Raw genomic sequence first — 23,876 nt, forward strand, 5'->3', positions numbered from 1 at the left:
TGAAAAAGCGGCCGCGCTTACCACGGCACATAAAGCGAAGACGTCTGTAAGTGCCTGGACCATAGTTCAGCCCGGACCCTCTGACAAGCGCCATACGGGGGCTAGAGAGATCTGCGAGCTCAGATCGAGTCGGAGATAACTGCCGACTCCTGGCAAACGGACACGCCGACCAAGGGGTAGCTAGCCCAATCGGGTGCACATGATATAGGTCTGGGATCCCATGGGATATCAACATCCATCCGCCGGGTCAGATAATCCACCGTCGCCAGCGGTCATTCATCGAACGTAACACCTCAGGCTTGAGCAGGTGCCGAGCGGAGAATGGCCAGCACAGTGCGCGCCGGCATGTTGTAGTCTTTCATCAGGGTCTTGAGTTCGTCGTTGAAAGCGAGTTCGCTTTGCAGTTGGGAGTCCTTTTGCAAGGCTTCCAGATGAGCCAGTTGCTCGGCGAGCTTGCGCTCGGCGGCTCGGAACTCTGCGAGTTTCGTCATATCCTGCCTGTTAGATATTAGATGGTGAGCCGACAATTCTACACCAACTAACATCGCTGTAGACGCCCAGCTCATCAGCTACTAGCCTCGTTTGCATGTTCAGATCACTCTTATATACACCGCTTGTATACAAAACGTCGGCTATTGCCCTGATCGGCGTGGCACTTACCATTCTATCAGGCTGCTCGGGCAGCGATCCCGCCACAACCCTGCGCACAGAACAACCTGTCGAACAGCGAATGGCGACTCGGCATATGGTTTCTGCCGCCCACCCCGCAGCGGTTGAAGCCGGACTGGAAATGTTGCGTCGCGGCGGGCATGCAGTGGACGCAGCCATTGCCGTGCAGATGGTGCTAGGTTTTATCGAGGCGCCCGAGACCGGCATTGGCGGCGGCGGCTTCCTGTTGCTGCATGACGAGAAAAACCAGCGCACCCTGGTGTATGACGGACGCGAAACTGCCCCCGAGGCGGCTCAACCAGAGCGTTTCATGACATTCGGCATCAGCCACCCAAGGGCACTGACTATCCCGAGTGGATCCTCGGTCGGTGTGCCGGGCCTGATCGCCATGCTCGGCGCAGCCCACCGCGAACATGGCCGGCTCTCCTGGGCCGAGCTTTTCGAGCCAGCCATCACGCTGGCCAAACAGGGGCTGCCCATGCCCCCTCGGCTGCAAGAGCAGATCGAGTCGGACTGGTCCCTGCGTTTATTTGCCGACACGCGCGATTATTTTCGCGAACAGATCGGCGACAGCGAGCCGACGCTGCGCAACCCGCAACTGGCCGACACGCTGAGGCAACTGGCTGATCAGGGTCCCGAGGCGTTCTATCAGGGCGAGATTGCCGAGCGCTTGGTCGAGCGGATTAATGACGCGCGCTGGGGCAAGGCTGACATGGCCACCGAGGATTTCGCTGACTACCGTCCAATCGAGCGCGAAGCAGTCTGCGCTCCTTACCGGCAATGGACAGTATGCAGTGCCGGTCCGCCCACCGCCGGCGGCCTGATTGTGCAGCAGGCGCTCGGCATGCTTGAGCATTTCCCGATCGCTGATATGGCGCCTGACGCGCCCGCCACTGTGCATTTGATAGCCGAAGCCAGCCGGCTGGCATTTGCCGACCGCAACCATTACGTCGGCGATCCGGATTTCGTGGAGGTGCCGGTAGATCAGCTACTGGACCGCCAGTATCTGCGCCAGCGTGCGGCGTTGATCGATTCGGACCAGGCCATGAATATTGCCCGACCGGGCGAACCGGGCCAACGGCCGGAAATGCCTGTCACCCCCAAGCCCGAGCCGGAGGAACAGGGAACCTCTCATTTCAGCGTGGTCGATGCTGACGGCAACCTGGTTGCGCTGACCAGCTCCAACGAGGCGCCCTTCGGCAGCCGCATGCTCAGCCAGGGCTTCGTGATCAACAATCAGCTCAGCGACTTCACCTTCGATCCGCAGCTCAATGAGCACACGCATCCCAACGCGGTGGGCCCCGGTAAGCGTCCGCGTAGCTCCATGGCGCCGCTGTTCGTGTTCGATCAACAGAACAACATCCGGCTGGTGATCGGATCGCGGGGCGGCAGCCGCATCCCCGGATACGTGCTCAAGACGCTGATTGGCGTGCTGGACTGGAACATGGATATTCAGGATGCCATGGCCCTGCCCAACATCGTCGAGCGGGGCCTGGGCATCGAGCTTGAAGCCGGCACCGATCTTGAAACGCTGAGTGAGGAACTGGAGCAACTTGGACACGAGGTCAGAATCGTTCCCATGACCAGCGGCCTGCATGGCATGGAACGCATCAACGGAACCTGGCGCGGCGGGGCTGATCCACGGCTGGATGGCGTTGCTTTGGGAGACTGAGCCCGGTTTCGCTGTCACACCTTGAAGACAGACTTTTACGCATCCAGGGAGCCATGCATGACCACATCGGATACTGCTTTTCCGTTGCCGCCGTGGCGGACCAATGCCGAAGGCAACCTGCGCCGGGTCGGTGTCGAGCTGGAAATGAACGGCCTGGATATTGATCGCCTGGCAGCTGTTGCGGCCAACTTTCTCAACTGCCAGGTCGAGCCGAGTAGCCGCTATGAGCGCACCTTGCGTGGCGATCCAGCGGGCGATTGGGTGGTGGAACTGGATTTTCGCCTGCTCAAGAACATGGGCCGCGAACAGCGCATGGAGGAGGACCTGGGCGATGAGCTTAAATCCTCGGCCGAAGACCTGCTGAAATGGGTCGCAGACAGCCTGGTCCCGCTGGAGCTGGTCAGCCCACCACTGCCCATGGATCGTCTCGGCGAGGTCAACAAACTGATCGTTGAGCTACGCGAAGCCGGGGCCAAGGGCACTGCTGATCGGGTGGCGAATGCTTTCGGCATGCAGTTCAACCCGGAAATGCCTGACACTGAAGCCGAAACCATCTGCGCCTACCTCAAGGCCTTCATGTGCCTCTATGATTGGCTGAATGCCCGCGCCAATATCAACATGACCCGCAAACTTACCTCGTATGTCGATCCGTTCCCGGCGGTGTACGTGCGCCAGGTGATCAATCCCGCCTACCGGCCGAATCTGCCGACGCTGATCAGTGATTATCTACGCGATAACCCCACGCGCAACCGGGCGCTGGACATGTTGCCGCTGTTCAAGCATCTGGATCCCCACCGGGTCGCCGCGCATACCGGTGATAAATTGATCAAGTCGCGTCCAACGCTGCATTACCGCCTGCCCGATTGCCGAATCGATCAACCGGGATGGGGCATGCATCTGGCCTGGAATGACTGGCTTGAAGTGGAATACCTGGCAGCCGACGCGCCCCGTCTCGAAGCCTGCTGCAGAGCCTATTCGCAACATCTTGAGCGTGGCGTGGGCCGTCTGCTGTCGCGCTGGGCCGAAGAAACCCGCAGGCACTGGTTGCGCAAAACTGAATGAGCAAACCGATTATCGCGATTACCGGGCCCACACGGGGCGCGTTTGGCCCACGTTTTCTGGTTGCCATGGCGGTGCGTCTGTATGGCGGACAACCGCTGCAGGTGCGGCCGGGCGATCCGATTACAGCGTTGAATTATGATGGCGTGGTGGTCACCGGCGGGCACGATATCGATCCGGTGCTTTATGCCGCGGAACCCGAGGTGCAACCCAAATACGACTCGGAACGTGATGCGCTGGAAATCGTCGTGATTGACGACGCACTCAAGCGCCACCTCCCGTTATTGGGGATCTGCCGAGGAGCTCAGCTGCTCAACGCGCGTCGCGGTGGCAACCTGTTCCAGGAGTTGAAATCACATCGCAAGATGACCTCGAACCGCTGGACCATACTGCCGCTGAAAACGCTGCTGCTTGAACCCCAAACATTCGTCAGCCGGCTGCTTCGCACTCACCGATGCAAGATCAACAGTCTGCACAATCAGGCTATCGACCGCGTCGGTGTAGATTTGCAGGTGACCGGGCGCGATCTCGACGGCATCGTCCAGGCTATCGAGGATCCGGGCCATCCCTTCCTGCTCGGTGTGCAATGGCACCCGGAGTTTTTGCTGTTTATCAGCCGCCAACGGCGCATCTTCAAGGCGCTGCTGGCAGCGTGCAAGGGGCAGCAACCGGTCGTCTGATCAGGTTGTGCTCACGTTCAACCCGCTGATACGCCGTACCGGCTGCGCCACCGCCGCCTCGAAGATGCCCTGCCGCGTTTCCACCAGCGTAAATTGCTGGCTGGCGCGGGTAATGCCGGTGTAGACCAGCTCCTTGGTCAATACCGGGCTGCGGGTTTCGGGCAGGATCAGCACCGTGTGCGCGAATTCCGAACCCTGGGATTTGTGCACAGTCATGGCAAACACCGTTTCTACCTCGGTCAACCGGCTGGGCAGGATGAAGCGCAAACTGCCGGAACCATCGTTGCGCGGGAAAGCGACCCGCAGCACCAGCCGCTCCGGCTCGCCCTCGCGCAGGGGTTTGTCCTTGACCTTCATGGCGATGCCGATATCACCATTCATCAATCCCAGGTTGTAATCGTTGCGCGTGACCAGCACCGGCCGCCCCTCATACCAGGCCTGACTGCTATCAAGCAGACCGCGGCGCTGCAGAATCTCCGCGATACGCCGGTTCAGGTTCTCAATGCCCCACGGACCCTTGCGCACCGCGCAGAGCACCTGAAATGCATCGAATGACGTCAGCACCGACCGCGCCCAGTTTTCCCAGGCGGGGCTGGTTGCTGGGGTCTCGGCGGCGGGACGTTCGGTAGTCAATCTGTCGAGATACTGCGCGTAGCCAGGCAAGCCCTCGCCCAGAGTGCCGAGCATCATCGTACTCAACGCGGCGTCTTCGACCGAGCCGAGCAGCCGACTGCGAATGTCCGGATATCCTGCGTTCAACACGCTACGCGCGGCCTGCGGGTCGCTGCGATTCACCGCCCGTGCCAGCTCGCCAATGCCGCTCTGGGCACCGAAGCGATGCGAATGCCGCAGCATGACCGTCTGCTGCGCCAATGGGTGCTGCTGCGAATCGCCGGTCTCCAGGCCCGCCGGCGCCAGCAATTGACCGCCGACCTGTTCCAGCCATTGGCGGGTTTCCGGGGAATAGCGCCCCGCTTCGGCATCGCGGCACAGGTCGCCAAGCACCGCGCCGGCCTCCACCGAGGCCAGTTGATCCTTGTCGCCGAGCAGCACCAGTCGTGCATGGGCGGGCAAGGCGCCCAGCAGATTGGCCATCATTTCCAGATCGATCATCGAGGCTTCATCCACCACCAGTACGTCCAGTGGCAGCGGATTGCCCGCATGATGACGGAAATGGCGGGTGTCCGGTCGGCTGCCTAGCAGGCGGTGAACCGTCGTCACCGCCGTGGGAATCTCTTCGAGTACCGCAGGGCTGAGCGTCAGCTGTCCGACCTGCCTGCCAATCGACTCGGTCAAACGCGCTGCGGCCTTGCCGGTGGGCGCAGCCAGACGAATGCGCAGTGGTCGTCCTGCCTGGACGGCCGGCTCCTGCAATAGCGCCAGCAGCCGTACCACAGTGGTGGTCTTGCCGGTTCCCGGCCCGCCGGTGATGATGCTGAAAGCGCCGCGCGCCGCCACGGCGCAGGCCAGCTTCTGCCAATCCGGCTGCGTCTGGCTGCTGGCGAACAACCGCTCCAGCCCTGCCTGAAAACCCTCCGGCAATACCAATGGTCGACTCAGCCGCTGGCGCAGCGAATCCATCACCTGGCGTTCGTACCGCCAATAGCGGCGCAGGTAAAGCCGTGCCCCGCGCAGCACCAGCGGCTCACCGCCACCCCCGCCGGCTTCGCTGTCGACCACGCCGCTGGCCGCGAGTATCGCCAGCCAATCCGCCGCCTGCACCGCAGCAAGCACCTGCGAGGGAAGCGCTACGCCTAGTGCCGCATCGTCACCCTCCGGGGGCAAGGACAGGGCAAAATCAGGGGCGCGCAGTGTTTCCCCGATGTCCAGACAAACGTGTCCATGGCCAAGCTGATGGCTGGTCAGTGCGGCGGCCATCAGCGTCAACGGCGCGCTATCGGCGTCCAGCTCGAGCATGAAGGCGGCCAGCGCACGGTCAAGTGCGCGCAACCAGCCAAGCTCGACCCACCGATCAAGCAACGCCAGCGTGGCCGGAATATCCCCCAGAGCACCCTGGTCCGGCCCATTTTCAGGCGGCGCCTGGTTGGGATCAGCTTCGGGACTGCTGAGCAGATCAAGTTGTTCGACAGTCATGACACCACCTCATCCAGCACCAGAGATTCACCGGCGAACAACCTGTCCAGCGACTCGATAAGCTCGCGTGGCGGACGGCAATGCCAGATGCCGGCATTCTCCGCAGCGCCGCCCCGCACAAACCAGTACACCGCGCCACCCACGTGCTGGTTGTAGTCATAACCTGGCAGGCGGGCCTTGAGCTGGCGGTGTAGCGCCAGCAGATAAAACACGAACTGGAGATCGTAGCGGTGCTCAAGCACAGCCGACTCCATTGCCGCCTCGGTATAGGCCGTTTCGTCCTGGCCCAGCCAATTGGACTTGTAATCGACCACGTAATAGCGCGACTCATGCTCGCACACCAGATCGATGTAGCCCTTGAACAAGCCGTTGAGCCGCTCCGGCGCCAGCGGTGCGCGCGGCTGGCCGGGCAGCACCTGGGCCTGCACCAACGCATCCAGCTGCTGGCCATCAACCCGGCTGGCAGCGAACAGAAACTCCATCTCGGCCTGATACTGCTCGGGCTCCAGCCCCGCCAGGCTCAGCTTCTCGGTTCCCGCCAATGGCCAGGGCCGGTTGATCAAGCCGCTCAGCCACTCAGCCAGCGGCGTAACCCACTGCTCCCAGCCGCGCCGAACGCAGCGCGGGCGCAGCAATTGCTCACAGGCGCTTGCGGTTGCCAGTTTGCTGAAACCTTCCATACCGGCCAGCTCAAGCAAACCATGCAGAAAGGTGCCGGGGCCTGGGCCACGGGGGAAGCGGTGAATGGTGGCCAGCTCTCCCGCACGCAGCGGCACGAAGATCGAGTGGCGCTCATCATCCGTGGCTTTTTGCGCCGCCGGGCTATCCGGCGCGGCATCGTCCGAGCGGGTGCGCTGCAGCACTCTGTCGTCGGGGCGCAAGGCACTGTACGAGGCTATCCACCAGTGCTCGGCCGCGCGCCGTTGCGTATGTCGGGCATGCAATTCTGGCACGGGACCGGTTATTGGCTGGAAGCATTCGTCGGAGGAATCGGGCACTGGCTGCGCCTCGACGATGCCTGGCGCGGACCACTGCGCCAGCAGGCCCGGCAGCACGGCGGAAGACGTCAACGCTTGCCCGCCGCTCAACAGTTGCCCCACAGCCGAGCGGTGCAGAATCGAAGCCTTGCCGTTGCCGTGCTTGATGTCGGCCATGCCCAACCAGCAGGCGTGCCGCGCACGGGTCAGAGCGACATATAAAAGTCGCAAGTCCTCGGCGAGCCGTTCGGCGTCCGCCTGGGCCACTTCGTCTTCGGTCGGCTCGAGTATCAATCTTGCGGTTTCGCCATCATGCAGGCGGACCGGGGCGTCCTTGTTGACCGGCCTGACGCCACAGATAAAGGGCAGAAATACCAGCGGGTACTCCAGGCCCTTGGATTTGTGAATGGTCACCACCTTGACCAGCGCAGCATCGCTTTCCAGACGCAGGATTTGTTCATCCGAAGCACTGGCAGAAGGGTTTGCCAGCAGCTCGGCCAGATGACGCACCAGCGCCTGCTCACCATCCAGTTCGCGCGAGGCCTGTTGTAACAGCTCGGCGAGATGCAGCAGATTGGTCAGGCGGCGCTCACCATCGCTTTCTGCCAGCAGGCGCGCCGGCAAATCGAAGTCATGGATGAGTTTGCGCAGCATGGGCAGCACACCCTGACGTAGCCAGACCCGGCGGTAGTCGCGGAACTGGAATACCCGCTGTTCCCAGATGCGCTCGTCCTGGTTTAGCTCATCCAGCACCGTCCAGGCCAGGCCGAGTGTGGCGCTGGCCAGGGCCGCCCGCAGCAGGCGGTCGTTATCCGGCTCGGCGCAGGCACGCAACCAGCGCAGCACATCCGCTGCCTCGCCAGTGGTCAGCACCGAGTCCTTGTCCGAGAGATAGACGCTGCGCACGCCCCGCGCTGCCAGTTCGCTGCGTATCGCCTGCGCCTCACGGAAACCGCGCACCAGCACCGCCATGTCTGCCGGGCGCACCCCGCGCATACCATGTTGCGGATCCAGGAAACCCGCCTGATTCTGCTGACCAAGGTTGAGCAGGCGCACCATTTCGCTGGCGCAGCGGGCGGCCATTTCCTGCTGATAGACGCCGCCCGCCAGCGGCTCTTCGCTGGACAAATGCCAGGCGGTCAGCGCTGGCGGAGTCTGCTCCTCCACGGTCCAGACTTCCGGTCGCCCCTTGGCAGCGACTTCGATAAAGGGCAAGGGCCGCTCATCGCCGTTGGCAAACAGAAAGGCGCCGCGGCCATCCGGACGTTTCTCGGCAAGGTCAAACACCCGGTTGACCGCTTTCACCATGGAATGGCTGGAGCGGAAGTTGGTGTCCAGGTTCTCGTGGCGTCCGGCGGTGGCCTTCTTGGCCTGCAGATAGGTATGGATATCCGCGCCGCGGAAGGCATAGATCGCCTGCTTGGGATCACCAATCAGAAACAATCCGTACTCGGGATCGTTTTCCGTCACCCGATACACGCGGTCGAAGATCCGGTACTGCAGCGGATCGGTGTCCTGGAATTCGTCGATCAGGGCTACCGGAAACTGCCGGCGAATGACGTCCGCCAGCCGCTCACCGTTTGCGCCGTGCAAGGCAACGTCGAGCCGGGCAAGCATGTCATCGAACCCCATTTCGGCGCGGCGGCGTTTTTCCTGCTCGAAACGCTGACGGATCCAACCAGCCGCATGCCGCAGCGCGGCCTGGCGGGGATTGGGTAATGCCTGAAGATCGGCCTGCAATGTGGCCAGCGCATCCAGCGCAGCATGTGAAGGCACGTCGCCGGTCTTCCAGGCTTCGGCGAGCCCGTCATGACACAGGCGTTTCCAGGCTGCGTCCGGCAAGTCGAGCAATTGCACAGGCGGGTCACCGGCCCAACTGCGCAACTTCTCGCACCAGGGCGCGTAGTAGCGTTTTTGCACCTTGCGCTTGTCCACATGGCCGACCTCTACGGCCCTATCAAGCAGCGACTCCAACTCATCAACCCAGGCAGCCCACGGCGCTTTGAGTTGCGCCAGGCGCTCTTCGGCCTGGGCCAGCACCGGCACAATCAGCTCGTCCAGCGATTGCCCGGGATGCTCCAGCGACTCCTGAAAGAGAGCCTTGACCTGGGAAATCAGGCGATCCGGCTCGCCCCAACTCTGGCGCACCCATAACAACCCACCGGCGCTGAGGCTATAGCACTGTTGACGCCAGTAATCGCGCACCACTTCGGCCAGCAATTCGCTGTGATCGGTCTCCAGCTGCTGAGTGAAGAGGCTACCGCTATCGAAGGCATGTTCGCGCAACATGCGCTGGCACCAGCTATGGATAGTCGAGACGGCGGCCTGGTCCATCCATTGCGCAGCGATATCCAGTCGACGCGCGCAGGCCGGCCAATCCGCCGCGTCGTAATCATCCAGCAGGCTCTGCAAGACGGTGTCGGCATTAGCCAGCTCACCGCGAAACGCCTGAGCTGCTTCCACCAGCCGGGCACGAATGCGGTCGCGCAACTCGCGCGTCGCCGCATCGGTAAAGGTCACCACCAGAATTTCCGGCGGTAACAACTCCCGTCCCAGCCCGGCTTCACTTCCGCCGTGCCCTAGCACCAGCCGTAAGTACAGCGCGGAGATGGTAAAGGTCTTGCCCGTCCCGGCGCTGGCCTCGATCAGCCGACTTCCACGCAGGGGGAAACGCAGCGCCAGGGGGCGCGCATCCGTGCTCATACTGTTTCCTCCAGAGGCTGGTAAATCACCACCAACTCGTCGAGGCTGGCGTGCACCAGCGGTGCGTAGAGTCGGTCACAATACAGCGCGAATTCGCCGCTCAGGCTGAGGCTGGCGAAATCGGGATATTGCCGCTGCAGTACCGCGCTTTTACCCACCTCCCCGCCGGCGTTCCAGTTACCTTCATAGGCCTTGATAGCTTCCGCTTCGGCGTGCGCTTCGTCCTTTTTGGCCAGGCCCTTGAGCCAGGCAAAGGCGGCCTCAGGTGCGCAGGGCAAGGGACGTTCCAGCCCCAATTGATAATCTTCAAGCCAGGTACACAGCATCTCGTCGGCCTGCTCCTGCGGCACGGGTTTGAAGTGCATGGGGACATCCCCCGCTACCACGTAGCTATGCAGTTCATACCCGCTGGCGCAGGCCACCACATGGGTCGTCCAGTCGGCCAGCAGCTTGCGCCAGTTCGGACTACCCGTTTTTTTGTCGAGAATCTTCCCCGGCGCCAGACGAATCCGCGCCAGCGCGTTGCCATGCAGAGCAGTGCGCAGCCCGCTTAACCAACTCGCCAGATGTAATGCGCCGTACTGACCCTGCAACGGGAGGGGCGTCTCTTGTATCGCACCCCAGCTTGCGCACAGGCTCTGATAGTTACGCAGCTGATCACCCAGTGGCGAGAGCAATTCGTTGGCCGCCATCTCACCAAAACCGGCCAACGGAAACTGCCCCTGGCCTTTGAGCCGGGTCGCAAAGCCTTGCAGCGCCTGGTCGATATCCATATCGGGTTCGAGACGCTGGCCACTTTCGAGAATGGTCTGGCTCAGGTGATAGGTCTGTAGCCCGTCCAGAGCGAAGGGCTCGTGATCAATCAGGTTCTCGATGCGGTCATCGAGATAGACCTTGAGCCGTGCGCTGAAAAAGTGCGCCACCGGGTTGCGCAGAAAGCGCTGCAGCGCTTCCAGCTCGATCGGCGCCTCCGGGGGCATTGCCGGCAATGCCTTATCCGCCTGGACGTCAGCGGGAGTGGCGTGCATCGGCAGCCACTCCCCTGCATAGCTGAACAGCTCACCGCCGTCCTGAAAGTAGCGCTTGCTGAAGGGTTGCAGGGGATGCTCGATGGTCAGAGCATCCAGCAAATCGCGCTGGTCGGCCGGGTGCCAACCCGACTGTAGATGATCGCGCAACTGCCCGACCAGCACCGAGGCCGGACGCTCGCTGTTGTCACGAATGCTGTGTCCGATCCAGCTTATGTACAGCCGCTCGCGCGCGGACAGTAGCGCCTCAAGCAGCAGGTAGCGGTCGTCCTCACGACGCGAACGGTCACCGGGCCGGTAGTCGCGTCCCATCAGATCGAAATCCAGCGGCGGTTGCGCGCGCGGATAATCGCCATCATTCATGCCCAGCAGGCAGATACGCCGGAACGGGATCGCGCGCATGGGCATCAGCGTACAGAAGTTGACGGCACCCGCCAGAAAACGCTGGCTGAGCTGGTTCTGTTCGACTGCGCCGAGCCAGGCTTCACGCGCTACATTCAGCGGCAAGGCATCTTCCAACGCCACGCTCTCACAGAGTTCCAGCCAGCCGTCGAGCCCTTCCTGCAACTGGGTCAGCAGACGCTCGTCGCGCTCGGTATCGGCCCGGAAAAAGGCTTGCAGCAGATGACGGAAACGCTCGCCCCACACCGCGCAGCTGGCCTGCCCGGCCAGCTCGGTGCAGCTGTGATCCAGCGTATCCAGCAGCTTTACCAGCGGGCCGATCAGCGCGGCGTCCAGCCCGCCAATTTCGTCATAGGGCTCGATGTCGCCACAGGGCTCGCCGGTGCCAACCGCATAGCCAAGCAACATCCGCCGCAGCCCGAAGCGCCAGGTGTTGGCATGCAAACCCGCCGGCAGGCCGAGCTCGGCACGACGTTCGGCGTCGAGACCCCAACGGATACCAGAGCCTTCAATCCAGCGGCGTAGCGTCGGCAGGTCGCTCTCATGAATACCGAAGCGCTGGCGTAGCGCCGGCACGTCGAGCAGATCAAGCACTTCGCTGACCGGCAGCCGGCTATCGGGCAAACGAAGCAGATGCTCCAGCGCAATCAGCAGCGGATCGATCCCCCGCTGCCCCTGATCCGCCAGCGTGAAAGGAATAAAGCGTTCGTCCTCGGCGCCATATTGGCCAAAGACTGCCAGGATGTGCGGTGCATAGGTATTCACATCCGGAACCATGACGATGATGTCGCGCGGACGCAGGCTGGGGTCAGCGTTGAACCAGGCAAGCAACTGATCGTGGAGTATCTCGACCTCGCGCTGCGGGCTGTGGCCCAGGTGAAAGCGCAGGGACTGGTCGTTAACCGGATCGACGGCGGGCCATAGCTCGCGCGTTTCGGCCAAAGGCCGCAGGTCGAGAATGTCATCCTGTAGCTGACCAAGCAGATGGCTGGTATCAGGTGCGTCAAACAGGTCGATGCGACCACCATTGAGACCAGCAAACTGCGCTTCATAGCTGGCGCGGTCATCGTGGCTATCGAGCAGATTGATGTAATCCCGGCCCTGTTTGCCCCAGGCAGCGAGCAGCGGATGGGCATGTTGATGCAGGCTGTATTCGTCCAGCTGCGCCGGGGTACCGGGACGCCGCTGCTGGCGCTGGTATTGATGGCGCAGCAGATCCTGATCGCCGACGATGTCGCCCCAGTGATGCTGGCAGGGGTTGAGTACACATAGCAGCACCTGGCTGAAGCGCCCGACCGCTGCCAGCGCTTCCAGATATTGCGCCGGCAGTGATGAGATTCCAAACACGATGACCCGGCGCGGCAACCCGGCGGGCCGTTCCGTTGCGCTCTGCAGTGCCTCGACAAAGCGCGGATGAATACCCGCGCGACTGTCGGCCAGACGCGCCGCACCGACATCTTCAAGCAGGGCGCGCCATAGCGCCGGCTGCCAGCGATCCGCCGGCTCAAGCTGTTTTATGCCGTCGCGCGCATGGCGGACCTGATCCCGTCCGGCCGCCCAGTCGGTCAGCCAGTCGGCGCGGTATACCTGGTATTGGTCAAACAGGTCGGCCAACCGCTCTGAGAGCTGGTATCGCTTGCGACAATCATCATCGTCTGCCAGAAAACGCTGCAACGGCTCGAAGTCGGGCTGGTCCATCAGCGCTGGCAGCAGGCGCATGAGTCGCCAGGTCAGCGGTGCTTTATCCAGTGGCGAGGTAGTGGGCACGGCTTCAGCGCCCAGCACGCTGCGGTACGCCTGCCACAGAAAACGCGCCGGTAGCTGCACATCGAACGCCGCGGCGATTCCGCAGCCGCTGGTGTCGTCGTCAGTCACGTCCGCGGCCAGCGCCTGCTTGAGCCATTGCGCAATACCGTTGCTCTGCACCAGCACCACTTCGTTTTCCAGCGGTCGCAGCGGGTGGCCTGCCACCCAGCTGACCACCAGTTGGCGAAGCGACTCCAGGCGATTGCCATGGATGATCATCAGTCCTGGTACCAGGGGCTCGGTTTGCTGCATGAATGCTCCGTAACAGACTGGACGACCGGGCGAAGCTGCACGGCCGCGTTGCAATGTGTGAATAGTATCAGGCCCGACCACGACATTTGGCGTCGCAGCCACTCAGCGGAACTAACAGGCGTATTCAGCTGTCAGTTCCGGGTGATCCGATGCATTCAGCGACCGCTTTACCTAACTCAGCCAGACCATGCCAGACCTCAATGCAACGAACTTTTCGCGGCCCCGCTCCATCCGGAGCATGATGTGGGTGAGCCCGACGTCCCAGGAATGTTTCGCCAAAGGATATAGCCTCATGTTTCGCTACGCCGTGTTGACCCTTTTGCTTGTTACTGCGCCGATGTGCGCTGTCGCCAAATCGCCTGATCACCCCCTTCTGAGCCGCTTTCCGGAAGCCCGGGCAACCAGTTATCAGCAGGTAAGTTTCGAGCGCTTTGCCTTGCCGACCGGCTTGCCACCCGAAGAAGCCAGCATGACCTTTCCCGAGCTCAAGCTGATCGGCGACATGACCCGGCATACCTACCGCATTCGCAACACATCAACCCTGAAGGTATACCAGAACTACAAAGCCGCAATTGAGCGCGCCGGCATGAACATCCTGTTCGAATGCAGCCGCGATGAGTGCGGCAACCAGCGCCAGATCCAGGAGCTTGGCGCAAAACTGGCTATCAGCAATAGCGTATTTACCTTCTGGCAGGACCCCTATTACATTCTCGCTGAAGCCGATGAGGGCAAGGCCCACGTGGCGGTGTTCATTGGTGGCGACGACGGAGAAGCCGCGGTGCAACAGGTCATCATCGAGGAGTCCCAGATTCGCGACGACCTCATCGAAATCGACCTGACGTATCTCGATCAGCCACGTGAGCTTGATACCGAGATCGCTGTGATCACCCCCGCGCAGCGGGCACGGGACCATGCGCTGCTGTCGCGCTATCCAGGAGCGCGTATTCGCGAACGCACACACAGTGAATACGAACATTTCGTCATCCCGGTCAGCGTTGTGACTGCTTCACGCAACGTAGATGAATTCGAGAAGATCGAATTGACTGGCGAGCTGACCCGGCATTTCTATGAACTGAACAAGGTGTCCACGCTCAAGGTATACCGCAACTATACGTCCGCGCTGGCGGATGCCGGCTTCGAAATCCTCTATGAATGCTCAAGGGAGGCGTGCGGCAATTCCACAGAGATTCGCGCGCTGGGTGCCCTCATCGCCAATACCGGCAACGTCTATAACTACTATCGGGACCCGCATTACCTCGTGGCACGCCGCGAGACTGTCAACGGCCTGGCTTATATCGCCCTGTTTATCGGCGAGTACCGCGGCGATACCGCTGTCCAGCAGGCCGTTATTGAAACCGGCCCCATCGAGATGGGCCTGGTGGCAGTGGATTCGGACCTGCTGCACACTGAGCTGGAGGAATCCGGCAAGGCTTCGATAGAAGGGGTTCAGTTCGACACCGGCAAATCGACCATCAGAGCGGAATCCAAGCCGGCGCTCGAAGCGGTTGCCCAACTGCTGAACGATTACCCTGAGCTCCGGTTTTATGTGGTCGGGCATACCGATGATGTGGGTTCGCCCGAACTCAACCTGCGCCTGTCAGCTGCGCGGGCGGAGTCTGTGGTTCAGGCGCTGGTCAAGGATCACGGGATAGCTGCCGCACGGCTGCACTCTGCCGGTATGGGGCCCTATGCGCCACTGGCGAGCAATACCACCGAAGATGGGCGATCCCAGAACCGTCGCGTCGAACTGGTCAGCCGTCTGCCCTGAGCGTCGCCACTGGCGGACCCTGCAAAGCTGCTGAAAAGCATTCAACCGGCGCGTGGAGCTGATCCAGCGTATCAATTGAAAGCGCAGCTGATTAGCTTGTCCCAAGGTTGTCGAGCGCCTCGGGCCATCTTCGGACTCGACGACTGGCCACGGAGTGGCGCCAAAATCGGCGTAGCGCAGGCGCGCTACACCCCCAGAACAGCAATGCCACTTCCCTCGGATTGTCGGCGCCTCGGGCCATCTTCGGACTCGACGACTGGCCACGGAGTGGCGCCAGAATCGGCGTAGCGCAGGCGCGCTACACCCCCAGAACAGCAATGCCACTTCCCTCGGATTGTCGGCGCCTCGGGCCGTGTTCGGACTCGACGACCGGCCGCGCAGTGGCGCCAAAATCTGCGGAGCGCAGGCGCGCTACACCCCCAGAACAGCAATGCCACTTCCCTCGGATTGTCGGCGCCTCGGGCCGTGTTCGGACTCGACGACCGGCCGCGCAGTGGCGCCAAAATCTGCGGAGCGCAGGCGCGCTACACCCCCAGAACAGCAATGCCACTTCCCTCGGATTGTCGGCGCTTCGGGCCGTGTTCGGACCGACGACTGGCCGCGCAGTGGCGCCAGAATCGGCGTAGCGCAGGCGCGCTACACCCCCAGGTAGACACACTATCAGCGGGGGCTTTCTGGGAGTGTCGAGCTCCGTCTNGTAGACACACTATCAGCGGGGGCTTTCTGGGAGTGTCGAGCTCCGTCTCGACAGCAAGACTACGCCGAGCCCCGGCAATGCAGGCACAAAAAAACCGGCCTGATTACTCATGGCCGGCTTTTTGATAGCACCTCGAATCAGACGCTCAGCGCACGATCGCCTTGCTCATCGCGAATCCGCGTTGGCAGGCCAATTTCGTTGAGCAGATTGATAAACGGCTTGGGCGGTAGCTCCTCGACGTTCACCATCTTCTGCACGTCCCACTCGCCCTGTGCGATCAGGAGGGCAGCGGCCACTACCGGCACGCCAGCTGTGTAGGAAATGCCCTGGCTGCCGACTTCCGCATAGGCTTCAGCGTGGTCGGCGACATTATAGATGAACACTTCCTTCTGCTCCCCGTTCTTCTGCCCTTTCACCAGATCGCCGATACAGGTTTTGCCCTGATAGTCAGGCGCCAGCGAAGACGGATCAGGCAGCACAGCCTTGACCACTTTCAGCGGTATCACTTCCAGCCCTTCGGCTGTCTTAACTGGCTGTTCGGAGAGCAGCCCGAGATTCTTCAGCACAGTAAAGACATTGATGTAGTGCTCACCGAAGCCCATCCAGAAACGAATGTTGGGCACATTCAGGTTCTGCGACAGGGAATGCAGTTCGTCATGTCCGGTCATATAACTGGTGTGCTGGCCTACTACCGGCAGATCGTCAGTGCGCTTGACCTCGAACATCTGGTTTTGCGTCCACTCGCTGTTCTGCCAGGACCACACGCGGCCGGTGAACTCACGGAAATTGATTTCCGGATCGAAGTTGGTAGCGAAGTAGCGACCGTGGCTGCCGGCATTGATGTCGATGATGTCGATCTCGTCGACCTTGTCGAAATACTCGTTTACCGCGAGCGCCGCATAGGCATTCACCACGCCCGGATCAAAACCGACGCCAAGAATGGCGGTGACGTTGTTTTCAGCGCACAGCTCGCGGCGTTTCCACTCGTAGTTGGCGTACCACGGCGGCGTTTCGCAGATTTTGTCCTGCTCTTCGTGGATAGCGGTATCGAGGTAGGCGGCGCCCGTTTCGATACAGGCCTGCAGCACCGACATATTGATGAAAGCCGATCCGACATTGATGACTATTTGCGATTGTGTCTTGGCAATCAGCGCCTTGGTTGCTTCTATATCCAGCGCATCCAGGGCATGGGCTTGCAATTCACCGGCAACCTTGAGGCTGCCCTTTTCCCGCACGCTGTCGACTATCTGCTGGCATTTCTCGACAGTGCGCGAAGCGATGTGGATATTGCCCAGGATGTCATTATGCTGCGCAGATTTATGCGCAACTACCTGGGCAACGCCACCGGCACCAATAATCAGAACGTTTTTCTTCATGTCTCTTCCTCGAAACGCCTCCTTGGAAAAGGCTTGGGTGATGGCCTCAGGAGAGGCCGTTAACAAAGTCTTCGAAGCCGAACTCCTTGACCAGTTCAACCTGGCCGTCGAGTTGGCGCACCGCAATAGACGGCATCTTCACGCCATTGAACCAGTTCTTCTTGACCATGGTGTAACCGGCAGCGTCGATGAACGACAGCCTGTCACCAATCGCCAGTTCCTTATCAAACTGGAACTCGCCGAAGATATCCCCCGCCAGACAGGATTTACCGCAGACCATATAGGTGTTCGGTCCATCGCAGGGCTCCATCCTGGCAGGCTGACGATAGATAAGCAGGTCGAGCATATGCGCTTCGATCGAACTGTCCACGATCGCCAGGTTCTTGCCATTGAACAGGGTGTCCAGCACGGTAACTTCCAGCGAGGTACTCATGGTAATGGCCGCTTCGCCGGGCTCGAGGAACACCTGAACCCCGTACCGCTCGGAAAATGCCTTGAGCCGGGCGCAGAACTTGTCCAACGGATAGCCTTCGCCGGTGAAGTGAATACCACCACCAAGACTGACCCACTCGACCTGTTCCAGCAGCGAACCGAACCGCTGCTCTATCTGCGTGAGCATCTGGTCAAACAGATCGAAGTCACTGTTCTCGCAGTTGTTGTGAATCATGAAGCCGGACACCTGATCGATCACACCGGCGACCTTCTCGGCATCCCATTCGCCTAATCGGCTGAACGGACGCGAGGGGTCGGCAATCAGGTAATCCGAGCTACTGACCTGCGGGTTGAGGCGCAGGCCGCGGACGTGATGGCTGGAGGCGTCGGCGAAGCGCTGCAACTGGCTGATGGAGTTGAAGATGATCTTGTCGGAGTGCGCCAGAACCTCCTCGATCTCGTCGTCGGCGTAGGCCACGCTGTAGGCATGTGTTTCGCCGCCGAACTTCAGCTTGCCGAGCTTGACCTCATACAAGGAGGACGACGTGGTGCCGTCCATGTACTGGCTCATCAGGTCGAATACTGACCAGGTGGCAAAACACTTGAGGGCCAACAACGCCTTGGCGCCGGAGTGTTCCCGTACATAGGCAATCTTTTCCAGATTGCGCAGCAGCTTGCTTTTGTCGATCAGGTAATAAGGCGTATTGATCACTGAGTCACCCTCCGTCCAGCCCGACAGCGGGGGTCGCCCCCGGCGTGAAGAAAGCGCGCGATTATAGTGGAAACGGGAACGGGCTTCGAGGGAAAGATGTGGCGAGGGGTTTCAGGGCTAAGGTTTTACGCTGAAAGCGAGAGTTTAATAGAGGGGCTGTGGTTAAGTTCTGAATGTCCGGCGCGATGGCCGGACATTCACGAGGCTCACTGCTTAGAAGTTGTAGCGCAGGCCGACGGAAGCGAAGTCCACGTCGTACTCGTCAGCTACGTCGCGATACCGCTCGTACTCACCAACCAGTTCAACTGTAGGGGTGAAAGCATAGGAGGCGCCTACACCGTAAGATGTTACCCACTCGGTCGTATCATCCGATGCCGAAGCACGTACAGATCCGAAACCGGGCGCTGTAACACTGGCACTTGCCTTCACTTCGGTCTTAAGCTTGTGATAGCCCACCTTACCAAAAAGCTTGAAACGGTCAAAAGGCAACGAGCCAACCAAATTAGCACCGAAACCGTCAGTACCCGAAGTCGCTTTCATGCTACCGGTAGTACCAACAACTGAGTCGACGCCTTGCGCTTTATAAGTTAGCTCGCCCAAGTCCAGATACTGAAACTCGACGGCAATATGACTGTTCAGCTGGATACCGGCACCTACTTTGAATGCAGTGTCTTTCTCATCAAACTTCGAGCTCCCCACATCCAAGCCAGCTTCCCAAGCGAGGTAATCCGCCGCCGCATCCATGCCTTGTCCCAGTTTCGAAGCATCCGCATCCGACTGACCAACATTACCGAACAAATACCCATTCGGCTGAATCTCGGCCGCCTGGACGCCAGAAATCATTACGCCGGATACCAGCGCAGCAAGCAGTGTTTTCTTGAACATTGAAATGTCATCTCCTGATGATGTGATAGGCCGCCTTCATGGCAGCTCGTCCTTTATCCCGGCGCATCCATTGTCCGGGTGTCCGATACTACTCCGCAGCCACAACCCAACGCTACCCGAAAGAAGTTAGACTCCGCTTGGCGTAGCCCGACCGTGATATATTGGGCTGGGCCTCTAAATCAGCCATGTTGCTCATATCATTGCAGCGGGATCATCCATCTCCCCTGCTTGCCAGCGCAGCGTGCGCGGTGCGCCGGAACCTTCTTCGATAACATGAGCCACCCTCGGCACGGCATAGCACTGGTCGCCACGCTTCGGCTGCCAGTTATTGAACTGAGCATGGGTAATACCAACCTCCCAGGGCTCTGCCGATTCCCAGCCGATGGGAGAAAGCTCAAGACGCACTTCAGCACCAACAAGACTGACCGACTCGATGCGCAGCGGCAGATGGGCATGGGCCTCCGACATGGACTGCAAGCGCACCTCATGGGAGCGCATGTACAGCTGCAGTTCTTTTGATGTTACGGGCTCTCCCAGTCTTACCCAAGCCTCGCCTTGCCGTACTACTTGCTCTTCCAGCCGGCCGTCGAATACGTTGACGTGCCCCAGGAAATCAAACACGAATCGGCTGCCTGGCTCAGCGTACAACCTTTGCGGCGAATCGACCTGCTCGATCTTGCCTGCACTCATCACGGCCACCTGATCGGACAACTCCAATGCCTCCTCCTGATCATGCGTCACGAACACGCTGGTGAAATGAAACTCGTCGTGCAGCGTGCGCAACCAGCGGCGCAGATCCTTGCGCACCTTGGCATCCAGTGCACCGAAGGGTTCATCCAGCAACAGTATCTGCGGTTTCATCGACAATGCGCGGGCCAGCGCGATGCGTTGTTTCTGTCCGCCGGACAGCTGTGCAGGATACCGGTTGGCCAAATGACCAAGCTGGACCATCTCCAACAAGGTATCGACGCGCTGGCGGATCTCCGCCGCCTTGGGCCGCTCCTTGGCGGGCAGCACTTCCAGCCCGAACGCGACGTTCTGCGCCACCGTCATGTGCCGGAATAGTGCGTAATGCTGAAACACAAAACCAACGCGCCGCTCACGCACGTGCAGCCGGGTGACATCCTCGCCCTGAAATAGAATACGTCCGCTATCGGCGGTTTCGAGGCCGGCGATAATGCGCAACAAGGTCGTCTTGCCGGAGCCCGACGGGCCCAACAGGCCAATCAGTTTGCCGTCCGGTACTTCAAGGGAGATGTTGTCCAGCGCCTGAAAGGAGCCAAAGCGTTTGGTGATACCTTCGATGGAAATACTCATCAGCGGTTGTCCGATTGATCATCCAGGGGAGCACGCTGACGGGCCTGCCGCCACTCCACAAAACTCTTCACAACGATGGTTATCAGCGCGATGCCTGCCAGCAACGAAGCGCTGGCAAACGCCCCCACCACGTTGTAATCCTGATACAGAAGCTCTACATGCAGCGCCAGCGTATTGGTTTCGCCGCGGATATTGCCCGAGACGACCGATACCGCGCCAAACTCGCCGACTGCCCGGGCGTTGGTCAGCACCACGCCATACAACAGCGCCCATTGAATATTCGGCAGGGTCACCCGGCGGAACAGCTGCCAACCAGTGGCGCCCAGCACCACCCCCGCCTCTTCTTCCTCTCGCCCCTGCTGCTGCATCAGCGGAATCAATTCACGCGCGACAAAGGGACAGGTCACGAATACCGTGACCATGACGATGCCCGGCCAGGAGAACATCAGCTGCACGTCCCGGTCGGCCAGCCAGCTGCCGAGCCAGCCGTTGCTGCCGTACAAGAGTAAATACAACAGGCCAGCTACGACGGGTGAGACAGCGAAGGGAATATCGATCAGCGTGATCAGTGCCTTGCGTCCGGGAAATTCGAAGCGCGTGACCAGCCACGCGAGAAATACCCCAAACACCAGGTTGATCGGCACGGTCAGCGCGGCTACGAAAAGCGTCAGGCCAATCGCATGCAGGGTGTAGCTGTCGGTCAGGTTACCCAGATAGGTCTGTAACCCACCGGAAAAGGCCTGAGTAAAAATGATCACCAGTGGCATGACCAGCATGGTGATCGTCAGCGCCAATGCCAGCCCTATAAGCGTCCATTTGACCCAGGGCTGATCGCCAGCGCGCATGGTTCTGCGTTGATGCATAGCGATTACCGTCCTTGCAGCCGGCGCAGATAACGCGCCTGCCAAAGATTGATGCCAAGCAACAGGATCAGCGAAGCCACAAGCACGACCGAAGCGATCGCGCTCGCGGCCGCGTGGTCAAATTCCTGCAGACGGACAAAGATCATCAAGCTGATAATTTCACTGACGTAGGGCATGTTGCCGGCAATAAAGATGACCGCACCGAACTCACCGAGGCTGCGGGTGAAGGACAGCGCCACCCCGGTCATCAGGGCTGGCCACATTGCAGGCAAAAGAATGCGGCGAAATACGGTCCAGTCCGACGCACCCAGGCTGACAGCAGCTTCTTCATCTTCGGGTGCAAAATCCTCCAGCACCGGCTGCACCGTTCTGACGACAAACGGAAGGCTGGTAAAGGACATCGCCACAATGATACCCAGCGGGGTGAAAGCGACCTTTATTCCGAGCAATGCGAACAGCTGCCCGTACCAGCCATCCGGCGCGAAAAGCGCCGTCAGGGTGATGCCCGCTACGGCAGTCGGCAAGGCAAACGGCAGGTCAACGAGCGCGTCCATCAGGCGCTTGCCGGGGAACTCATAGCGCACCAGAACCCAGGCCAGCAACAATCCAACCACGCCATTGATGATGGAGGCCAACGCGGCAGCCCAGAGCGTCACCTTATAAGACGCCACCACACGCTCATCGGTGACTACTGCCCAGTATTCAGCCCAGCCCATGCCTGCGGTCTGCACGATCAAACCTGTGACAGGCAGTATGAGCACGAGGCTGATAAAGAACAGCGATACGCCGAGGCTCAACGCAAAACCCGGCAAGACGCGCTTGCCGGGTTGGCTGGAACGGCCCGGCAACAAGCCGGAGGGAGATTGATTCATTTAGGGTATGAGTTACCGACGTTGAAGTTGGTCGAGCTTTCCACCGCTGGCGAAGTGCACTTTCATCACATTTTCCCAGCTGCCGCCGATCTCTTCGACGGGCAGCAGCTCCACTTCAGGAAACTGGTCAGCGAACTCGGCTTTGACCGTTTCGTTATGCACACGGTTGTAGAATCCGGCGATCAGGCGCTGCGCATCTTCCGTATAAAGGTTTTCGAGATACGCCTTGGCCAGCTCTTCGGTCCCGTTTTTCTCGACGCTCTTGTCGATCCAGGTCACCGGGAATTCCGCCAGGAAGCTGATCTTGGGAACCACGACTTCGTAGCCCTCATTCTGCGCCGCGATGTTGTTGACCTCGGCTTCGAAGGTGAGCAATACATCACCAATTCCACGCTCAACGAAGGTAGTGGTCGCACCCCGTCCGCCCGTATCGAATACAGCTACGTTACCCAACATGTTCCGCAGGAAGTCATCAATGGCGTCCTGGTCGTCACCAAAGGTCTTCTGAGCGTAGCCCAGCGCGGCAAGGTAAGTGTAACGACCGTTACCAGAGGTCTTCGGGTTCGGTAGAACAGAGCTGACATCGTCGCGGACCAGGTCGTCCCAGTTACGAATGTTCTTCGGATTACCCTCGCGGACCAGGAACGCCATGGTGGAGTAGTAAGGTGAGCTGGCATTTGGCAAACGCTCGCGCCAGTTCTCCGGAATCAGGTTGCCCCGTTGATGCAGGATATCGACATCGGTGACCTGGTTGTAGGTCACCACATCAGCGCGCAATCCTTGCAGGATAGCTTGTGCCTGACGGGAAGAACCGGCGTGAGACTGCTTGATCTCAACCGTCTTGCCGGTTTTTTCCTGCCACTGCTTTGCGAAGAGTTCGTTGTATTCAGAGAACAGTTCGCGGGCGATATCGTAGGAGGAATTCAGGAGTTCCTGGTCAGCGGCCTGCGCCTGGGCAACAGATAAACTCGCACCCAGCAACAGGCTGCTGCCTATCCGCCCTGCTTTAGACAACCAAGATGATTTACGTAACATGAGCAGCCTCCCGCGCACTGCAAGCAGACACGCGAACATGGATATGTGATGAGGTGCTCAGCCTAGCGAAGGAAAAGCTATAGAACAACAAGCTTCTTATACGGATTTACTTATTACTTCTTACGCTAAAGCATAAGTAGCAAGAGAGAGTATCACTGCGGCTGACATTCAGCTGCGCTTATCTATCAGCTCAGTCATTTCGCCGCGAATGCCTTCCATGTCAGCTCGCGCCAGGGCCCGCTCGTCAAGCTTGCGCCGTGCTGCCTCAGGCAAATCAGTAAAACTGATCACGCCTCGCTCGACCAATACGATGACGACGTCTTCCAGCACCCGAACCATCGCCAGATCGCTCTGTTTCAGGCCCGATAACCGTGCATGGACTTCCTCGCTGGCGCGCAGCCATCCGGCCAGCTCTTCGCTCTCGACAGCCAGGGTATCTGTCATCTCACCGAACGGCGTGCTTTCCACACGCAGTATCAAACCATCAGCATCACGCTGAACATAGACCATTGATTTCTCCGGGCGCGCTTCACTGCGCTGTGGCTTCGACTGATTTTCGAAGCATGTACCGCGAGTC

General features: G+C 60.2%; 16 protein-coding genes. 4 read left to right on the plus strand and 12 right to left on the minus strand.

What is annotated here, in order from left to right; genetic code table 11:
• Positions 1-293: 293 nt before the first annotated feature.
• Positions 294-491: a hypothetical protein gene (locus tag FZE95_RS14010; RefSeq protein WP_150301482.1), complete on the minus strand. Its 198-nt coding sequence runs from the start codon at positions 489-491 to the stop codon at positions 294-296.
• 254 nt (positions 492-745) lie between these two features.
• On the opposite strand from FZE95_RS14010, the gene ggt reads away from it, so the two are divergent.
• From ggt to FZE95_RS14025, 3 genes are read left to right on the plus strand one after another with little or no spacing between them, the layout of a single operon-like run.
• The gene (gene ggt, locus FZE95_RS14015) at positions 746-2,341 is read left to right on the plus strand and encodes a gamma-glutamyltransferase (protein ID WP_190324573.1); all 1,596 of its coding nucleotides are present in this window, start codon (positions 746-748) and stop codon (positions 2,339-2,341) included.
• Positions 2,342-2,398: 57 nt separating this feature from the next.
• Positions 2,399-3,403, plus strand: coding sequence for an amidoligase family protein (locus FZE95_RS14020; protein WP_150301484.1), 1,005 nt, complete (start codon positions 2,399-2,401; stop codon positions 3,401-3,403).
• On the plus strand, positions 3,400-4,080 hold the full coding sequence (locus FZE95_RS14025; RefSeq protein ID WP_150301485.1) for a gamma-glutamyl-gamma-aminobutyrate hydrolase family protein: 681 nt from the start codon (positions 3,400-3,402) through the stop codon (positions 4,078-4,080). Before FZE95_RS14020 ends, FZE95_RS14025 begins: the two co-directional genes overlap by 4 nt.
• On the opposite strand, the gene recD is transcribed toward FZE95_RS14025, so the two are convergent.
• The 3 genes from recD to recC are packed head-to-tail and all read right to left on the minus strand — an operon-like array spanning position 4,081 to position 13,342.
• A complete protein-coding gene (recD, locus tag FZE95_RS14030; RefSeq protein ID WP_150301486.1) occupies positions 4,081-6,174 on the minus strand; it encodes an exodeoxyribonuclease V subunit alpha in 2,094 nt (697 codons plus the stop codon).
• On the minus strand, positions 6,171-9,854 hold the full coding sequence (recB, locus tag FZE95_RS14035) for an exodeoxyribonuclease V subunit beta (protein ID WP_150301487.1): 3,684 nt from the start codon (positions 9,852-9,854) through the stop codon (positions 6,171-6,173). Before recB ends, recD begins: the two co-directional genes overlap by 4 nt.
• The gene (recC, locus tag FZE95_RS14040; protein WP_150301488.1) at positions 9,851-13,342 is read right to left on the minus strand and encodes an exodeoxyribonuclease V subunit gamma; all 3,492 of its coding nucleotides are present in this window, start codon (positions 13,340-13,342) and stop codon (positions 9,851-9,853) included. The genes recB and recC overlap by 4 nt, the downstream gene beginning before the upstream one ends.
• 292 nt (positions 13,343-13,634) lie before the next feature.
• Between recC and FZE95_RS14045 the strand changes: the two genes are divergently transcribed.
• Positions 13,635-15,110, plus strand: a complete 1,476-nt coding sequence (locus FZE95_RS14045) for an OmpA family protein (RefSeq protein WP_190324574.1) — start codon at positions 13,635-13,637, stop codon at positions 15,108-15,110.
• Positions 15,111-15,944: 834 nt separating this feature from the next.
• Here FZE95_RS14045 and FZE95_RS14050 read toward each other — a convergent pair.
• The 8 genes from FZE95_RS14050 to FZE95_RS14085 all read right to left on the minus strand — a co-directional run bounded on the left by FZE95_RS14050 (position 15,945) and on the right by FZE95_RS14085 (position 23,809).
• Positions 15,945-17,183 (minus strand): saccharopine dehydrogenase family protein, encoded by a 1,239-nt coding sequence (locus tag FZE95_RS14050; protein WP_150301490.1) that lies wholly within the window; start codon positions 17,181-17,183, stop codon positions 15,945-15,947.
• A 46-nt stretch (positions 17,184-17,229) separates the two neighbouring features.
• A complete protein-coding gene (locus tag FZE95_RS14055; protein WP_150301491.1) occupies positions 17,230-18,327 on the minus strand; it encodes a carboxynorspermidine decarboxylase in 1,098 nt (365 codons plus the stop codon).
• Positions 18,328-18,540: 213 nt separating this feature from the next.
• Complete coding sequence (locus tag FZE95_RS14060; RefSeq protein ID WP_150301492.1) at positions 18,541-19,212, minus strand: porin family protein; 672 nt, start codon at positions 19,210-19,212, stop codon at positions 18,541-18,543.
• Between the two features lie 192 nt (positions 19,213-19,404).
• Positions 19,405-20,529, minus strand: coding sequence for a sulfate/molybdate ABC transporter ATP-binding protein (locus FZE95_RS14065; RefSeq protein ID WP_150301493.1), 1,125 nt, complete (start codon positions 20,527-20,529; stop codon positions 19,405-19,407).
• Complete coding sequence (gene cysW / locus FZE95_RS14070) at positions 20,529-21,392, minus strand: sulfate ABC transporter permease subunit CysW (protein WP_150301494.1); 864 nt, start codon at positions 21,390-21,392, stop codon at positions 20,529-20,531. Before cysW ends, FZE95_RS14065 begins: the two co-directional genes overlap by 1 nt.
• 5 nt (positions 21,393-21,397) lie before the next feature.
• Positions 21,398-22,264: a sulfate ABC transporter permease subunit CysT gene (gene cysT, locus FZE95_RS14075; protein ID WP_150301495.1), complete on the minus strand. Its 867-nt coding sequence runs from the start codon at positions 22,262-22,264 to the stop codon at positions 21,398-21,400.
• Positions 22,265-22,276: 12 nt separating this feature from the next.
• Positions 22,277-23,299, minus strand: coding sequence for a thiosulfate ABC transporter substrate-binding protein CysP (gene cysP / locus FZE95_RS14080; RefSeq protein WP_150301496.1), 1,023 nt, complete (start codon positions 23,297-23,299; stop codon positions 22,277-22,279).
• 168 nt (positions 23,300-23,467) lie between these two features.
• Entirely contained in the window at positions 23,468-23,809 is a 342-nt protein-coding gene (locus FZE95_RS14085; RefSeq protein ID WP_150301497.1) for a tryptophan synthase subunit beta, read from the minus strand.
• Positions 23,810-23,876: the final 67 nt, after the last annotated feature.

This window comes from Pseudomonas profundi, assembly GCF_008638305.1.
In the GTDB taxonomy this organism is placed as follows: domain Bacteria; phylum Pseudomonadota; class Gammaproteobacteria; order Pseudomonadales; family Pseudomonadaceae; genus Halopseudomonas; species Halopseudomonas profundi.

Bases quoted from the DNA above. Each gene is read 5' to 3' on its own strand.
- FZE95_RS14010 (WP_150301482.1), bottom strand. From the start codon at position 491: ATGACGAAACTCGCAGAGTTCCGAGCCGCCGAGCGCAAGCTCGCCGAG.
- FZE95_RS14045 (WP_190324574.1), top strand. From the start codon at position 13,635: ATGTTTCGCTACGCCGTGTTGACCCTTTTGCTTGTTACTGCGCCGATG.
- FZE95_RS14065 (WP_150301493.1), bottom strand. From the start codon at position 20,529: ATGAGTATTTCCATCGAAGGTATCACCAAACGCTTTGGCTCCTTTCAG.
- FZE95_RS14085 (WP_150301497.1), bottom strand. From the start codon at position 23,809: ATGGTCTATGTTCAGCGTGATGCTGATGGTTTGATACTGCGTGTGGAA.
- FZE95_RS14060 (WP_150301492.1), bottom strand. From the start codon at position 19,212: ATGTTCAAGAAAACACTGCTTGCTGCGCTGGTATCCGGCGTAATGATT.
- cysP (WP_150301496.1), bottom strand. From the start codon at position 23,299: ATGTTACGTAAATCATCTTGGTTGTCTAAAGCAGGGCGGATAGGCAGC.
- cysT (WP_150301495.1), bottom strand. From the start codon at position 22,264: ATGAATCAATCTCCCTCCGGCTTGTTGCCGGGCCGTTCCAGCCAACCC.
- ggt (WP_190324573.1), top strand. From the start codon at position 746: ATGGTTTCTGCCGCCCACCCCGCAGCGGTTGAAGCCGGACTGGAAATG.
- cysW (WP_150301494.1), bottom strand. From the start codon at position 21,392: ATGCATCAACGCAGAACCATGCGCGCTGGCGATCAGCCCTGGGTCAAA.
- FZE95_RS14020 (WP_150301484.1), top strand. From the start codon at position 2,399: ATGACCACATCGGATACTGCTTTTCCGTTGCCGCCGTGGCGGACCAAT.
- FZE95_RS14025 (WP_150301485.1), top strand. From the start codon at position 3,400: ATGAGCAAACCGATTATCGCGATTACCGGGCCCACACGGGGCGCGTTT.
- recC (WP_150301488.1), bottom strand. From the start codon at position 13,342: ATGCAGCAAACCGAGCCCCTGGTACCAGGACTGATGATCATCCATGGC.
- recB (WP_150301487.1), bottom strand. From the start codon at position 9,854: ATGAGCACGGATGCGCGCCCCCTGGCGCTGCGTTTCCCCCTGCGTGGA.
- recD (WP_150301486.1), bottom strand. From the start codon at position 6,174: ATGACTGTCGAACAACTTGATCTGCTCAGCAGTCCCGAAGCTGATCCC.
- FZE95_RS14050 (WP_150301490.1), bottom strand. From the start codon at position 17,183: ATGAAGAAAAACGTTCTGATTATTGGTGCCGGTGGCGTTGCCCAGGTA.